Here is a 14632-nt window from a genome sequence, read left to right on the forward strand (position 1 = left end):
TACGGAGCTCGGTCGTTACTGAACTGCTAAAGGTTTCCCGCCTACCTGTAAGCGCACGTCGGAATTAAGTTCGGTCTCATACCAATTCGGTTGTCCGTCGAATGCTCAGGAGATCGCCATGCCCAACGCAGTGGCAACAGAGGAAGCACAGCGAACGTTTCGGGAAGTGACAGGGCACTACCCGACCGGCGTGGCAGTGGTAACCGGCGTCGACCCCTCCGGAGAATTGCTGGCACTCGTCGTCGGTACATTCAGCTCCGTTTCGCTCGACCCCCCGTTGGTGTCGTTCATGCCGATGAAGACATCACGCACCTTCGCCAAGATGGAGGAGTGCTCGTCTCTGTGCATCAACATCGTCGGCGGTGATCAGGAACGAGAAGTGATGTCCATCGCGCGGCGTTGGGAGAACAAGTTCGACGGGATCGACTGGCACGAATCCCCGCACGGCAGCCCAGTTCTCACCGATGCCATCGGTTGGATGGATACGAAGATCTGGAAGACCGTCGATGCCGGAGATCATTGGATCGTACTGTGCGAGGTTCAGGACATGGCGATCACCAATCCGGTGTCACCGCTGATCTTCTTCCAGGGCGGATACGGCAGTTTCGTCTGTACCTCACTGCTGGCTCGCATGGACCACGAAATTCTCCCGGCGATTCACGCGGCCCACGCTGCTCGCTCCGAGGTAGAAGCACTCGCAGCCGACATCGGTTGCGAAGTGTCGGTTCTGACGGCAGTCAGTGCCGACGAGATGGCGACGGTTCTGTCGGCAACTGCACCAGGTGTGGACCGAGATGCCGCTCTGGCGCAACGGATTCCGATTGTCCCACCCATCGGCGACTCGTACGTGTTCGACCTCCCCGAGGTCGAACAGAATCGATGGATCGACAAACTGAAGGGGGAGGACCAGGACACCCAGGTGCACCGTGATCGACTCGAGTTCATTCGTGAACACGGATACGGCATTTCGTTTCTGCCCGTCATCGGATCCGACGCATACTCGGGCATGCGTGAGGCTACGAAGCAGTACGAGTCCGGTCGGCTGACTCCGAGGCAGGAACGCGAGATTCGAGCAGAGATCGGCCGGACCTCCGTGGACTACCGACCGCAGACACTCGACGATCGCAGCGCATACAACGTCGGATCCGTTGTGCTCCCCGTACGAGACCCCTCGGGACGACATACGTTGACACTCAGACTCGCTCAGGTACCTCAGAACGCGTCGGGACGTCAGGTGGCAGCGTGGATCGAGAAGGCTCGTGGTGTCGTCTCCGTGCTCGAAACTGCCCCGGCGTCGACCGACTTTGCCAGTATGCCTGCCGACGCCAAGGTCGGCTTGTGACCGCGAGGTCGTAATACGCACGACGCCCAATGCCACGTTGCGCTTTGCCTCAGACAGCCGACAGTTCTTGATGGTCGGACGAGGCGGGGGTCGACAGCGAACCGAGTCCTGACAATGCCCCCGAGTCCCAGGTAGGTCGCCCTCCGAGCAGGGTGCCCAGGACGCCGATCTTCGAGATCTCGGAGGGATCGACGGCGGTCGGGTCGTGACTGAGGAACGCTAGGTCAGCCGCCATGCCAGGAACGATTCTTCCCTTGAACCCGGCGGACCCGGTGGCTGCAGCCGATCCAACCGTGTACGCGCGCAACGCCTGTAGTGCCGTCAATCGTTCGTCCGCGCCGTACATCACTCCCGATTCGGTGAGTCTTTCGACAAACGATTGGATGACTGTCAGGGGTGCGCCGTGCGCTACCGGGCGGTCGGAGCTGCCGGGGAGGACGAGGCCGGATGCCAGGAGGGATTGCGCGCGATACGACCAGTCGACGCGGCGAGGACCCAGAAGCTCTGCCATCCCGTCACCGAATGTTGCGATGAAATGTGGTTGGGGAACGACGACAGCGCCCAGTTCCGAGAGCTGTATCAATTGATCGGGGCGGATTACCCCACCGTGCTCTATTCGATTGGGAACTGTGCGACGCCCATCGCGCAGGTGAGCCTCTCGAATGGTCTCGATAGCCAGATCGACGGCCTCGTCGCCGATGGCGTGCAGCGCGAGGGACCACCCCGCAGCGTGAGCATCCAACGCTCGGCGACGCATGTCGGTCGGATCGCCCTGCATGTAGCCATGATTGTGGGGGCAGGTGTGGTAGCCCTCCGTCATAGCCGCGGTTGCGCCCAGCAACGATCCGTCCGTGAAAATCTTCGTCGGCCCGATGCGAAGCATGTTGTCGCCGAAGCCAGTTCGTATCCCGGTCGGCAGCCCGTGCTGTCGGGGTTCGTCGTCGTGTCCCCGGATATCCTGCAGCGCGTCGATGGTGATCATCGGCTGCATTCGGGTGTGAAGTCTGCCCGCGTCGTACGCGTTCTGATACGCCGAGAACTCGATCGGGCTGTTGCCGATCCACCCGCCGGCGATTCCCGCATCGGTGATGCTCGTCAGGCCCTCGGTCGCGTAGTGCCCCGTAGCGCGGTCGAGCGCCCGCTCTATGTCGTCGGATCTGTACGGCAGAACAAGATCCTGAACGAGCCGCATCGCATTCTCCTCGAGCAGACCGGTGGGCCTGCCGTCGGCGTCGCGAATTATGTCGCCACCACTCTGAGTGGGTGTGTCACCGTGCAGGATTGTGTCCAGCACAACCGAATTGACGACGCACGCATGGCCGGATCGGTTCTTGATCCACAACTTACGGCCCTGGGTAACCCGATCGAGTACATCGATACGGGGCACGCCCCCGAGCCTCATCGCATCGAATCCGGCCGCGACGATCCATCCGTCGAGCGCAACACCGGAAGCGGCGTGTTCGATGGCCTCGTAGATGTCGTCGAACGTCCGTGCCGCAGACAGATCGACCTCGTCCAACGAAAGTCCGAACCACACGCTGTGCGCGTGAACGTCGTTGAATCCCGGTGTAACCGTGGCCTGTCCGACGTCGACGGTAGTACGGGCGGTGCACCCGTCCAGGTCGGAATCGAGCCCGACGACGAGCCCACGATCGATTCCGATCCGCGTCGCGAACGGACGCGAATCGTCCATGGTGAGGGCTTGAGCGCCGGTCAGAATCGTGTCGATCTTCATTGTTTCCTCTGCGGTGTGGAATGCGGCACCCCGGGTGCGTGAACCGATCCGATTCGGGTCAACAGATCGACGAACTTCTCGAACGGAGCGGCAGTCGATCGAAGTGACAGCCAGGCAATGTGTGGCGTCACGACGGCGTCGGTCGCGTCCAACAGTCCGTGCGGTCGCCCCGGTGGCTCGACCGTGAGAACGTCGAGTGCGGCACCCGCGAGATGGCCGGAACGGAGTGATTCCGCCAGAGCACTCTCGTCGATCAGCCCACCCCGTGACACGTTCACGAGGTATGCGCCTCGCTTCATCGATCGCAGGACACCGGCGTCGACGGCGGTCCTCGTCGATTCGTCGAGTGGGACGTGCAGTGACAGCACGTCACTCGTGGTGATCAACTCGTGCCAGTCGACTCGGCGAACGCCGTCCGACAGGGGGCGATCCGATCTCGTATGAACTACCACGTCCATCCCCAATGCGCAGGCACGGCGGGCGACTGCGCGTCCGATCGCCCCATAACCCCACAGGCCCAGCGTCGTGTGGTCTATTCGGCGCGGAGGTACCGGCCCGGGTGCCCACACGCCGGTGCGCACAGAACGATCGAACTGGGTGATCCGACGAATCGACCCCAATACGAGCGCGATCGTATGATCGGCCACTTCCTCGGTGCAGTAGCCCGGGTTGTTCTCCACATCGACTCCGGCCCGCTGGGCAGCCTCCACATCGATGTGATCCGTACCTGCGGAGGTCGTGATGAGGAACTTCAGGTCCGGTAGGTCCGCGAGTTGCCGAGTGCCGATCGACCCGACCTCCGGGTTGACGGCCAAGGCCACAATCCCAGGGCCCGAGGGAATGTCGGACGAGACGGCAAAGTCCCAACCGTCCGGAACCTTCGATTCGTCGACATCGATGGATCCTGAATCGGCCAGCACTGCCCGTGGCTTCCGAATCGTCCCGATCACTGACAGTAATCTGGGTAGAGACGATCGACCATGCGCTGCAGCGCATTCCATGCCAGATCCCAATTGTCACTGTTGTCGCGGTCGCCCTCGGTTGCTGCGGCTGCGTTGTTCAGCACCATGTGTCGCTCTCCTGGTCCAGTACTTGGGTGGCGGCGTGCAGATCGCTTCGCAGTCGAACGTGCCGGATCGATCCGGAATGCGAGGGCGGTCATTGCCTCGAATGGGGCGTTGGTGGTTGCCGGAACGATCCGGCTTCAAGAGAGTCGCAAATCACAGCGATGCTGTCAACCCTTGCTCGCGTCGGCCTACGTCGTGCAGGCGGCGTCGTACGTGTCTTCGGGCGACAGTGATAACTTGTGTCGGTGGCCCGTGTGACTAGAACTCTGGTCGAGTTGGCAACAGAATTGGGTCTGTCCAAGACGACGGTGGCCGACGCCCTGCGCGGTTCCGGGCGGGTATCGGAAGCGACCCGCGCGCGAGTGCGACAGGCGGCATTGGAGTCCGGCTACGTCTCGAACAAGAGTGCGCGGCAGTTGCGTACCCGTACTTCCGAGACGATCGGTTTGTACATAGCTCCTGATGTCCGAAACATGCCGTTCTACATGCCTTTCGCATTCGGGGTGACCGAGGCGGCATCGACCCGCGAGCACGACGTCACCTTGATTGCGAGGTCCTCCGCATCGACGACGGAGTCATGGGATCATCTGGACGGTGCCATCGTCATCGATACGACTGCTCAGGACTCGGTAGTCGCCTCTCTGGTGCACTCGAACATACCCGTTGTGTCGGCGGGTCGCGTGGATGGCATTGTGGCAGAGCGCTTTTCCGCAGTGATCGAGATCGAGCACGCGCGAGCGTGTGCCGACGCACTCGACATACTGTGGGACCGAGGTGTTCGCCGCCCCGCGTTGGTGGCACCGGACGCCCGAGGCGTTCATTCGTGGGCTCAGCTGCTGCGCGACGGCTATCAGCAGTGGTGCTCGGAACACGGGGTCGAGCCGTTCGTCGTCAGCTTGCCGCCGTTTCCGACCAACCGACAGCTCGAGATCGAATTCGATCGCTTCATATCCGATCCCTCGATCGACGCTGTGTTCTTCGGATGGAGGGAAATCGCGGACCGCGGGTTGATATTCTTCGATCGAAGTGAAACCTCCGGACGATCTCGGATTCGAGTAGCGACAGCGACGAGTAACCCGACGATCGGGCCTCTGCACAGCTTCGACGTCGAGGTCGACCTTCGTCCGCACGAATTCGGAAGAGCGGCCGCTGATCTTCTCCTGTCACATGTGGCCGAGCCCGGGTTCTCGACCACCCACGTTTTTCACCGGGCCGAGGTCGTCTCCGCACCGATCTGAACCGGCCGACCGAGATCTTCGTTTCGGCGTTCGTCATGGTCACGCGTTCGGACGGCCGTTGGTGTCACCAGCCCTCGGTGAGTACACGATCGAGCATGTCGGCGTAGTGATCGGCACCCGCCATGTCGATGCACAACGGCGGCTTGGTCTTCAGAATGTTCTTGCGTTCACCGGTCGGTTGGATGAGGACGCCGAGTTCGAGCATCCGGTCGCAGATGGCGAGTGTCTCCTCGGGCGCTGCTTCGAGGCTGTCGTGATCGCGAATCATCTCCACTCCGATGTAGAGACCCGAGCCGTGCACGGTTCCGATCAGCGGGTGACGGGTGGCAAGTTCCCGGAGCCGGGAAATCAGGTGCGTACCAGGCTGGCGCGGTACTAGATTCCCAAGCGTTACATCCTCGTCGACGAGATCCGCGCAACCCGACGGGCAAGATTCGTAAGAACGTTCTGCGGGAACAGTATTCGGGTGTCACGCTCGCGTCGACTCGACCGTCGTGATCCCGCCACATGCCGGTATTCGGCAGTGATCAACCCACGTCGAGTGCCTCGTCGATCGTTCGTCCCACTGCAGCGGCACCGGTCGGGGTCATGATGGTGCCGGCGTGATCGAGTCCAGGCATCGGAACGACGGAAGTCAGGTCGAGCGCATCGATGTCCTCGGGCGAGTACATCGGTGCCGAGCTCGAGCCAACGCTCCACTGCGCGTGCAGGAATCGGATCGGCATTGCCAGTTCTCGGAACCGTGACGCGCCGAAGAACACGTCCGTGGCGTCCGCGACGACCGCAGCGGACGACAATCGCACCGATCCGTCGACCAGGTCGTGTTCGGCGTACGTCCGGAGGAGCGGATCGGCTGGGTCGAGCATCGGTAGTGACGTCGACACCAGAAATTCGACGTATTCGTCGACGGCGTCGAAGTGCTGCTGAGTTCGAGCAATCCGGTCTGCGAACACAGCCCCTACGGACTCCCGAGTGAGGCCGGCAGGCGGGGCCACCGGCACGCCTCCGTCGACGAGAACGAGACTCTTCACTCTGGCCGAATACCGGGCCGCGAACTCGACGGCCACGAATCCACCCATGGACATTCCACACACGTGCGCGGCGTCGAGTCCCAGGGCATCCATGACGGCGTCGAGGTCGTCTGCGTGCCGACTCAACGAGGATGGTCCCGTCACGTTCACGCTGTCACCTCTGCCGCGCAGATCCGGTGCGACGAGGGTCAGGTGCGGCGACTCCGCCCGCAGCCAGCCCCACAGCATGCGTTGGCTGGAAACGCCGTGCACCACGAGGACCGGCTCGCTGGTGCCGGTGTGTGTTTCGACGACGACGTCTCCGCCGGATACCGGTACTCGATCGATGCTCATGGTTGCGACAGTATGGGAAGTCGGCTCGATAGGGGATGGATTCCCCGCCCACTGCATTGCTCGAAATGTGGATGATTCGTCTGTATCGCGTGTGAGTCTCGAGATGCTTCGGTGGGGACTACTCGGACGATGCAGCTCATGGCTGCGAGATCGCTGACGGACGTCCGTGGACGGGTGAATCACGGAAGTAGCTCGGTAGGGGTCGGCGAGCCGAGGAGATGCTCGCGAAGGAATCGAGTCGACAGTGCCGACCAGTGTTCTGCATTGCCCATCGCGCAGTGGTCGTCCTGGGCGTACAGCACCAATTGGGCATGCGGTGCGCCGATGGCGAGTTCGATCGAGTCGCGGGTACTGGCCAACGTGTCCTCGGCCCCGTTGATCACGAGCAGCGGAATATCGATGTCGCGGTAGCGGTCCCGCAACGACAGTGTCGATATCTTGCGCATCAGGTCCGCAGTTCCGGTCGCACCGAGCGTGCGGACCAGAGTCGACACCATCACCTCGGGCATCCCGATCGAGTTGAGCGCACCGAAACTCCGATGAGTCAACGGCCCGTTGGACACGGCCACCTTCACACGTGAATCCGATGCGGCCATACGCGCGGACCAGTAAGCGCCGAAGCTGAAGCCCATCATGCCTATTCGCTCGGCGTCGACGCGCCCGTCGGCCGCGAGGAAGTCGATCACCGCCGAGTACACCGCTTCGGACGCGGCAGTCATGGGGTTGTCGTACGAGTACGTTCCTGGCATCTCCATGACGAATGTGCCCAGGCCTGCGTCTCGTTGTGCCAACAGGGGCAATAGCGTCTCGGCGATCGTGCCCTCGAGGCCGTTCGTGACCAGAACCGTCGGCACCTGCTTCGGTCCCGACGGCAACGCGAGAATGCCGTGTACTCGGTCGGTAGTACCGGGTATGTCGATATCGACCACGTCGACGATGTCCCCCATGGTCGGTGCGAGAGCCAGCAGTAGTGCTTCCGCCAACCGAGCCGACCTCAGATATGCGGCGAGTCGTCGCGGTGTCCCGCCCGGCCACGCAGCGACGAAGTAGTAGACCAACGCCTTGATCAACCCGTCGATCGCGACCGCTGCGTCGGAGGCCTCAGGATGCTCGTCGACGAATCGTTCCGTCGCGCGGGGGTCGGCGACCGTTCCACGATCGGCAAGGATGCCGGCTGCTGGGGCGAGTGCTGTACCCAGCTCGGACAGCATCGCGTCGTCGCGGGTACCGAGCAGGCGACGACTCACGGGTGCGCCCAGTCGGGACAACGCTGTGTCGGCGCGTTCGAGGTGCTCAGCGGCGAAATTCGACCAGTAAGGAGCCCACAGTCCGTCCTCGAAGGAGCGGCACTGCGCCAGCTGGGCTCGGAATACGGCGTCGGGAATGCCGCCGAGATGGGTGAAGCGGTCCACGAACAAACGCGGTAGAAAAGGCGCGACACCGCGGCTGTGAGCGGATTGTTCGGTGGTGTGTGTCAACGCTCGGACGCTGACCGCCGCCCGTTGTCCCCATTCGATCAACGTTGCCATCGCGTGTGTTCCCCGTCCCTTCGCGCAGATAATTCTGCTTTGAGGCACCGTAGGTTGCCTGATGTCCAAAAGCAAGAACGTCTGCTTTAACCTGGGTGCGTGAACGAGGCAGCCGTGAACCACGAAAAGCGTCGTCGGCCCGGCGGCCGCGCCGCCAAGGTGACCGAGGCTGTCCACCGGGCTGTGCTCGACGTCGTCCTGGAGATCGGGGTCGAGAAGGTCGGCATTCCGGATATCAGTCGTAGGTCGGGAGTGCAGGACAGTACGATCTACCGGCGGTGGGGAACGCGAGAGAATTTGGTTCTCGACGTTCTCCTCACCGCCAGTGAGCGCACGCTGCAGATACCTGACACGGGCGCTCTTCGGGGCGACTTGACCGCGTTCGCAACCGCGCTCGACGGATATCTGAAAACTGCCGTCGGGCAAGGACTTCTTCGCGTTTTTTCCTCGATCGTCGACTCACCCGACACCGCCGACGCGCGTAATGCATTCTGGCGGCATCGGTTTCAGACTGTCGCGGCAATATTCGACCGCGCTGCGGAACGGTCCGAAACCACTACCGATGTCGATGCCCGCACCGCGATCGAAATACTGGTCGCCCCGATCCACTTTCGCCATCTGCTGACCCGGCAGCCATGTGACCCCGAATTCGTAGATAGCCTGGTGACTGCCGTGATGGCTTACTGCGGAGCAGCGTCGTGAGCGGCGCTGGTTCGAGGGTCTCAACTCGGTCCGAAACGCTCCGTACGGATGTTCGCTGCCGAGTGACCCCGCTCCACCAACATGTCGGCCACGGTGTCGACGAAGCTCGTGGGGCCACAGATGTAGCATCGCGGCTCGAACTCCGCCGGCCATCCGTGAGCATCGATGTCTTCCAACGTGATTCGACCGAGTGGCCGTGCGTTGCCGGCCGGAGCACGCCGCGTATGGATCATGGTGACGTCCACTCCCGCCGGAGGGTGAGCCCACTCGTCCGCGAAGTAGACCTCGGCGGGTTCGCGCACCGAGTACAGCACCCGAAAAGGCACTCGTCCGCCCGTCGCGGACGCCTGTGCGCGAACCATGGCGCGGAGCGGAACAATGCCGGAACCGCCACCCACCAACAGGATCGGGGGAGACGGGGTCTCCGACGGTTGGGACGGGCGCCAGACGAACCATCGACCCACAGGCCCGCGGAGTTCGATGCGATCACCGATCTCGACGGACTCGACCAAGTAGGGCGACACCTCGCCGTCCGTGACGTTCTGGACCGAAATCTCGATACGCGACGTGCCGTCCGGTGCCGACGCCAGAGAGTAGCTGCGCTGCGCGCTGTAGCCGTCCTCGGCGGTGAGCTTGACGTCCACATGCTGCCCGGCGAGATGGCCGGGCCAACCGTCGACGTCGAGAACAAGGGTGGACGCGGTGGGTGTCTCACGCCGCACGGCCGCAACCGTGGCAACGAGCCAGGGTTTCGCCCCGGCCGTCACGGCCACGTCAGTCGCCCTGGTAGCGCTGCTCGCGCCAGGGGTCTCCGTAGTCGTGGTACCCACCGCGTTCCCAGAAGCCCTGTTCGTTCTCCAGGGTCAGCTCGATGCGTGAGACCCACTTCGCCGATTTCCAGAAGTACAGATGCGGAACGAGAAGCCTTGCGGGACCTCCGTGTTCGCGAGCCAGAGGAGCGCCGTCGAACTCGGTGACCAGCCAGGCCTTCCCGTCCTCGAGATCCTCGAGGGGGAGGTTGGTGGTGTAACCGTCGAAGCCGTGCACCACGACGTACCCGGCCTCGGTGTCGAGACCGTCCAGCAGAACGTCCAGGCTCACGCCGCGCCAGGTGGTGTCGAGCTTCGACCATTTGGTGACACAGTGGATGTCGACGGTCGGAGTCTCCTGCGGCAGTGCGGCGAATTCGTCCCACGTCCAACTACGCGTGTCGCCACGTTCGGTGGTGACCGAGAACGACCACGTGTCGGTCGCGACCACGGGCGCAGGCCCGATCGCGAGTACGGGGAAGTCCTTGGTCAGATACTGACCGGGGGGAGTGCGCCCGTCGTCGCCCCGTCGTCGGCCCACGAAGCCCTTCGAGATCAGTGCCATGGTGAAGAATTGTGCGCTCGTTGTCAGGAGTCTGACAAGTCGGGTGACGGTATCGGCTACCTGCGATTCGGCGGGAGCGCGTGGGATCGATGCGGAGTTCGCCGTGCTTCGTACCGGTACGGTCGAGCTGTGGACACTTCTATCGTCGACGCACCACGAGGTGCAGCATGAGTATTTCCGCCGGCGACCGTGTATTTCTGGCGCGTGCCGTGGATCTGGCGGCAGTCGCAGTGAGTACGGGCAACGATCCGTTCGGTTCGGTGCTGGTGTCGGGCAGCGGTGAAGTGCTTGCGGAGGACCGCAATCGCGTCGGCGATCGACACGATCCCACTCAGCACCCCGAGATCGCCCTGTCACGATGGGCTGCGACCAATCTGAACCCCAGTGAGCGTCGAGTGTCAACGGTGTACACCTCCGGTGAGCACTGTGCGATGTGCGCGGCGAGCCACGGAATCGTCGGGCTCGGACGTATCGTCTACGCCACCTCGACAGCTCAATTGCTCACGTGGCTCGAAGAATTCGGTGCTCCGCCGCTCACGATCACGCCGCTCTCGGTTACGCAGGTGGTGCCGGGAGCGCTGGTGGACGGGCCGGTCGCCGAGTTCAGCGACGCTGTCCGCGATTTGCACAGGCAACGTCACACGTCCACGGAGTAGCGAGGATGAGCAAGATCGTCGAAGACCCGCGTTCGAGGACATCGACAACGGCACTCGTCGCGACCGGCGGCATCACTGTGGCACTTGCGTGGCTCGAGTGTCTGCTGATTCGTCAGCAGCTCGCGGTGGGATTGTGGGTCACCGTTGTGGCCGTCGTGGCCACCTGTCTTGTCTCGTTCGATGCCAGAAAGCATGTTGCCGTAGGGGCCTCGCTCGGTGCCGTGACCGTGGTCGCTCAGGTCGCCTGGTTGGTGACGGACTTTCACTCGCTGTGGGTCGTGACCGCAATCGCGGCAACTGCGCTCGGGTTCTTTCTGCTCGGATCGGCGTGGGCAGGCTCCTCGGGTAACCCTCGTAGGGCGACTGCTGCTGTACCGGCCGGCCTCGCTGCAGTGATTGCGATGGTGGTTTCCGCACTGATGATCACCACAGCCGCCAGTCCGGCACCGCTGGTCCGATCACTGCAGGCGTTGGGGCACAGCAATTCCTTCGAGCCTGCCGCGCCGACTGCGATGTCGGATTCGAATGGGGCAAGTCGTACCAGTGATATCGAATACGGTTCGTCGCTTCCCAATTCGTTTCTCGACATCTACATCGCCGACAACGATCCGTCGGTCAGCCGTCCTACGTACGTCATGGTGCACGGTGGGGGATGGATAGCGGGGGACAAGGCCGACGGTGATTCCGAATCCGTCACGAACAGCCCGTATTTCGCATCGGGAGCGGGTCCGGTACTCGACGCCGGTTACAACCTGGTGTCGGTGAACTACGCGTTCGCACCGCAATACCGTTTCCCCACACAGACGATCCAGCTGGGTGAGGCGCTGCAGTTCTTGAACACGAACGCTGACCGGTACGGCCTGGACATGAGCCGCGTCGTACTCGCCGGAAGCAGCGCGGGTGGTCAGATCGTGGGTAGCTACGCCAATGTTCAGACCAACCCCGATTACGCGCAGGCGTTGGGCATCGAAGCGACGATGAATCGAAGCGCTCTGAAGGCCTTGGTGTTCGACAGTGCAGTCCTCGACGTGGGGAGGGCCGGCTCGCCACAATCTCCGAGCCCGTCGAACGGCTTCCTGTACGACATCGGTGCACGCAGCTACGTCGACACCACCGATGCTGCTTGGCTGGCACGTGCAAACGTCACGGAGAACGCCACGTCCGACTTCCCACCGAGCTTCATCGCCGACGGCAACACCGGCACCTTCCCCGATCAGGCTGCCGAACTGAGCGCGAAGCTGGACAGAATGGGCGTTGCCAATCGCTTGAATCTGTACAGCAAGAACGAGGCGGCCCTCCCGCATGCGTTCATGACCACGGGCTCGCAGTGGACCGACGAGTACAACCGCACGAAGATCGAGTTCCTACGTGGCAGTGTGAGGTGAAGCAGTTGTTCGACACAACACAAGGGAGCATGCGGTGGCCATCGAACTGGTGAATGTAGGGATTGCCGTCCGAGACATCGAGGCCACGATCACGTTCTTCACCGACCTCGGGCTCACCGTGCTCGGCCGTGACACGGTGCGGGGGGAGTGGGCCGACACCGCCGTCGGGCTCGATGGAAACCACGCCAAGATCGCAGTACTGCAAACCCCGGACGGGTCGGGGCAGATCGAACTGTTCGAGTACATCCACCCCGACGCCATCGAAACCTCGCCCACCCTGCCCAACGATATCGGCATGCATCGCATCGCCTTCTCGGTAGACGACATCGATGACGCCCTCGCGATCGCAGCGCGTCACGGCTACCACCCGCTCCGCGGTGTTGCCAATTACGAAGGCGTATACAAACTTACGTACATTCGCGGTCCCAGCGGCATAATCCTGATGCTCGCACAGTCACTCGCGTCTCCGGCAGGTGCACCGGACGAATAGTTGTCGGCCTCGACGAGAATCGGTCGCTCGATTCGCGGCTACTGCACTGGCAGCCGCGTCTGGCCGACGGAACCGGAAACGGCGGCCAACCGCAGTTTCGTTTCGTCTTCCGATCCGGGGGCGGCAGTCATGACGACGATCTTGAGCTCCGCGTCGCCGTCGGTGAGCACGTCGCAGTCGACGGTGATCGGCCCGACCGTCGGATGGTGGACCACTTTGTGATCCTCGCGATGTGAACCGACGGTACCGAACGACCACAGTGACTCGAATTCGGAACTGCTGGTGCGTAATTCTTCGATCAGCCCGCTGAGTCTCGAGTCGTGGGGAAACCGCCCGGTCGCCCGCCGAAGGTCGGATACGACGGCTGCGCGGACCGATTCTTCGCCGCCGGACGACGTCACCGGCCAGGCGGACATTCCGGGTGTGTCCGTGCCGAGGGGGAAACAGTCACGCGCGAAGTTCCTCTTGGAGGGTGAGACGGCCGACGGATCACCGACGAGCGCGGCCCACTGTCGGTTCCACCACAGCAGTTGCCAGTCGGCGGCGAACACCGCGACTGCGCCGTCGCCGAGCCGGCCCACAACCCGCCTCACTCCGGGCGGAATGTGGTCGGAGACAGTCCCGTCGGCCGGCGGAATATGACCGGCCAAGCGGTAGAGGTGGTCTCGCTCGGGAAGAGTCAGCTGAAGAGCCCGCGCCAAGGACGACACCACCTGCACCGACGGAGTCTTCGCGCGTCCCTGTTCGAGCCGCACGACGTAATCCACGGAAATGCCCGCGAGATCGGCGAGGTCCTCGCGCCGGAGCCCGGCGGCCCGTCGAGAGTGTCCGGTCGGTAGTCCGGCAGCGTCGGGTGAGAGTCGATCACGCCACGATCTGATCGTCGCGCCGAGTCCGTCCGTTGTCCAGGTCACGGAACCATTGTCGCCCTGCGGGCGGGTGTGAGGGTGGTACCGGTTTTCCTACCGTCGAAGCGTGCCTGGAACACCTACCCGGCGACGTGGACACTGGGTGCATGACCATCACATTCATCACCGGAGCAAACAAGGGACTCGGTTACGAAACCGCGCGACGACTGATCGATCACGGCCACACCGTGATCCTCGGAGCACGTGACGCCGAGCGGGGTAGGACTGCTGCAGCAGCACTGGGTGCTCGGTTCGTGCAGATCGACGTCACCGATGCCGAATCCGTCGCATCGGCAGCTGCGGACGTACAACGGCAGGAGGGGGTTGTCGACGTGCTGATCAACAACGCGGGAATCGCTGGGCCGCACACTGCCGTCGACGAGTTGACCGCCGAGGATGTCCAGTCGGTGCTCGACGTCAACGTTCTCGGAATCGTCCGTACCACTGCTGCATTCCTTCCTCTGCTTCGCGGTTCCAGCGATCCCGTCATCGTCAACGTCAGCAGTGGGATGGGTTCTTTCGCGGCGACTCACGATCGGTCTCGCGTCGAATCCAGCGTGGTTGCTCCGGCCTACACTGCATCGAAGTCGGCTGTCACGATGCTGACGACGCAGTATGCCAAGGGCCTGAGCGACATTCGCATCAATGCCGCCGATCCGGGCTACACCGCAACCGAATTCAACGGCAACAGCGGTCCGCAGACTGTCACCGAGGGGACCGACGCCATCGTGCAGCTCGCGACCGAAGGGCCTGGCCACGGTTCCGGGCGGTTCATCGACCGGCACGGCGCAGTGGGTTGGTGAGGCGATTGTCGGCGATTGCAACGGGTAGGCGGTTCTCCC

15 protein-coding genes and 1 pseudogene are annotated in these 14632 nt (G+C 63.0%); 7 read left to right on the forward strand and 9 right to left on the reverse strand.

What is annotated here, in order from left to right:
• Positions 1–118 precede the first annotated feature (118 nt).
• The gene (locus tag E4P29_RS15940; protein WP_135046195.1) at positions 119–1342 is read left to right on the forward strand and encodes a flavin reductase family protein; all 1224 of its coding nucleotides are present in this window, start codon (positions 119–121) and stop codon (positions 1340–1342) included.
• 49 nt (positions 1343–1391) lie between these two features.
• Here the strand turns inward: E4P29_RS15940 and E4P29_RS15945 are convergent, their stop codons facing one another.
• The 3 genes from E4P29_RS15945 to E4P29_RS26555 are packed head-to-tail and all read right to left on the reverse strand — an operon-like array spanning position 1392 to position 4146.
• Positions 1392–3077, reverse strand: coding sequence for an amidohydrolase (locus tag E4P29_RS15945; protein ID WP_135046196.1), 1686 nt, complete (start codon positions 3075–3077; stop codon positions 1392–1394).
• Positions 3074–4027 carry an NAD(P)-dependent oxidoreductase gene (locus E4P29_RS15950; protein WP_167735508.1) on the reverse strand — a complete coding sequence of 318 codons (954 nt, stop codon included), beginning with the start codon at positions 4025–4027 and terminating at the stop codon, positions 3074–3076. The genes E4P29_RS15945 and E4P29_RS15950 overlap by 4 nt, the downstream gene beginning before the upstream one ends.
• Positions 4024–4146, reverse strand: coding sequence for a hypothetical protein (locus E4P29_RS26555; protein ID WP_280634548.1), 123 nt, complete (start codon positions 4144–4146; stop codon positions 4024–4026). Before E4P29_RS26555 ends, E4P29_RS15950 begins: the two co-directional genes overlap by 4 nt.
• Positions 4147–4389: 243 nt before the next feature.
• Between E4P29_RS26555 and E4P29_RS15955 the strand changes: the two genes are divergently transcribed.
• The gene (locus E4P29_RS15955; protein ID WP_167735509.1) at positions 4390–5382 is read left to right on the forward strand and encodes a LacI family DNA-binding transcriptional regulator; all 993 of its coding nucleotides are present in this window, start codon (positions 4390–4392) and stop codon (positions 5380–5382) included.
• A 64-nt stretch (positions 5383–5446) separates the two neighbouring features.
• On the opposite strand, the pseudogene E4P29_RS15960 reads toward E4P29_RS15955, so the two are convergent.
• The 3 genes and pseudogenes from E4P29_RS15960 to E4P29_RS15970 all read right to left on the reverse strand — a co-directional run.
• Positions 5447–5743: pseudogene (locus E4P29_RS15960) on the reverse strand (aminotransferase class III-fold pyridoxal phosphate-dependent enzyme); the annotation flags it as partial.
• Positions 5744–5909: 166 nt separating this feature from the next.
• Positions 5910–6746: an alpha/beta hydrolase gene (locus E4P29_RS15965; RefSeq protein WP_135046200.1), complete on the reverse strand. Its 837-nt coding sequence runs from the start codon at positions 6744–6746 to the stop codon at positions 5910–5912.
• A gap of 179 nt (positions 6747–6925) precedes the next feature.
• The gene (locus E4P29_RS15970) at positions 6926–8275 is read right to left on the reverse strand and encodes an alpha/beta hydrolase (protein WP_135046201.1); all 1350 of its coding nucleotides are present in this window, start codon (positions 8273–8275) and stop codon (positions 6926–6928) included.
• A 99-nt stretch (positions 8276–8374) separates the two neighbouring features.
• On the opposite strand from E4P29_RS15970, the gene E4P29_RS15975 reads away from it, so the two are divergent.
• A complete protein-coding gene (locus E4P29_RS15975) occupies positions 8375–8977 on the forward strand; it encodes a TetR-like C-terminal domain-containing protein (RefSeq protein WP_245154357.1) in 603 nt (200 codons plus the stop codon).
• 20 nt (positions 8978–8997) lie between these two features.
• Here the strand turns inward: E4P29_RS15975 and E4P29_RS15980 are convergent, their stop codons facing one another.
• Both E4P29_RS15980 and E4P29_RS15985 read right to left on the reverse strand, forming a co-directional pair.
• The gene (locus E4P29_RS15980; protein ID WP_135046202.1) at positions 8998–9750 is read right to left on the reverse strand and encodes a ferredoxin reductase; all 753 of its coding nucleotides are present in this window, start codon (positions 9748–9750) and stop codon (positions 8998–9000) included.
• A gap of 1 nt (position 9751) precedes the next feature.
• On the reverse strand, positions 9752–10351 hold the full coding sequence (locus E4P29_RS15985; protein ID WP_135046203.1) for a sulfite oxidase-like oxidoreductase: 600 nt from the start codon (positions 10349–10351) through the stop codon (positions 9752–9754).
• Between the two features lie 167 nt (positions 10352–10518).
• Between E4P29_RS15985 and E4P29_RS15990 the strand changes: the two genes are divergently transcribed.
• The 3 genes from E4P29_RS15990 to E4P29_RS16000 are packed head-to-tail and all read left to right on the forward strand — an operon-like array spanning position 10519 to position 12882.
• Positions 10519–11007 (forward strand): nucleoside deaminase, encoded by a 489-nt coding sequence (locus tag E4P29_RS15990; RefSeq protein ID WP_135046204.1) that lies wholly within the window; start codon positions 10519–10521, stop codon positions 11005–11007.
• 5 nt (positions 11008–11012) lie between these two features.
• A complete protein-coding gene (locus E4P29_RS15995) occupies positions 11013–12392 on the forward strand; it encodes an alpha/beta hydrolase (protein WP_135046205.1) in 1380 nt (459 codons plus the stop codon).
• A 34-nt stretch (positions 12393–12426) separates the two neighbouring features.
• Positions 12427–12882 (forward strand): VOC family protein, encoded by a 456-nt coding sequence (locus E4P29_RS16000; RefSeq protein WP_135046206.1) that lies wholly within the window; start codon positions 12427–12429, stop codon positions 12880–12882.
• 38 nt (positions 12883–12920) lie between these two features.
• Here the strand turns inward: E4P29_RS16000 and E4P29_RS16005 are convergent, their stop codons facing one another.
• A complete protein-coding gene (locus E4P29_RS16005) occupies positions 12921–13796 on the reverse strand; it encodes a helix-turn-helix transcriptional regulator (protein ID WP_135046207.1) in 876 nt (291 codons plus the stop codon).
• Positions 13797–13897: 101 nt separating this feature from the next.
• On the opposite strand from E4P29_RS16005, the gene E4P29_RS16010 reads away from it, so the two are divergent.
• The gene (locus E4P29_RS16010; protein ID WP_135046208.1) at positions 13898–14593 is read left to right on the forward strand and encodes an SDR family NAD(P)-dependent oxidoreductase; all 696 of its coding nucleotides are present in this window, start codon (positions 13898–13900) and stop codon (positions 14591–14593) included.
• Positions 14594–14632: the final 39 nt, after the last annotated feature.

Origin of the sequence: Rhodococcus sp. 1R11, from assembly GCF_004563845.1 — a bacterium.
Taxonomy (GTDB): Bacteria; Actinomycetota; Actinomycetes; order Mycobacteriales; family Mycobacteriaceae; genus Rhodococcoides.

Bases quoted from the DNA above. Each gene is read 5' to 3' on its own strand.
- E4P29_RS15940 (WP_135046195.1), top strand. From the start codon at position 119: ATGCCCAACGCAGTGGCAACAGAGGAAGCACAGCGAACGTTTCGGGAA.
- E4P29_RS15945 (WP_135046196.1), bottom strand. From the start codon at position 3,077: ATGAAGATCGACACGATTCTGACCGGCGCTCAAGCCCTCACCATGGAC.
- E4P29_RS26555 (WP_280634548.1), bottom strand. From the start codon at position 4,146: ATGGTGCTGAACAACGCAGCCGCAGCAACCGAGGGCGACCGCGACAAC.
- E4P29_RS15965 (WP_135046200.1), bottom strand. From the start codon at position 6,746: ATGAGCATCGATCGAGTACCGGTATCCGGCGGAGACGTCGTCGTCGAA.
- E4P29_RS15970 (WP_135046201.1), bottom strand. From the start codon at position 8,275: ATGGCAACGTTGATCGAATGGGGACAACGGGCGGCGGTCAGCGTCCGA.
- E4P29_RS15985 (WP_135046203.1), bottom strand. From the start codon at position 10,351: ATGGCACTGATCTCGAAGGGCTTCGTGGGCCGACGACGGGGCGACGAC.
- E4P29_RS15990 (WP_135046204.1), top strand. From the start codon at position 10,519: ATGAGTATTTCCGCCGGCGACCGTGTATTTCTGGCGCGTGCCGTGGAT.
- E4P29_RS15995 (WP_135046205.1), top strand. From the start codon at position 11,013: ATGAGCAAGATCGTCGAAGACCCGCGTTCGAGGACATCGACAACGGCA.
- E4P29_RS16010 (WP_135046208.1), top strand. From the start codon at position 13,898: ATGACCATCACATTCATCACCGGAGCAAACAAGGGACTCGGTTACGAA.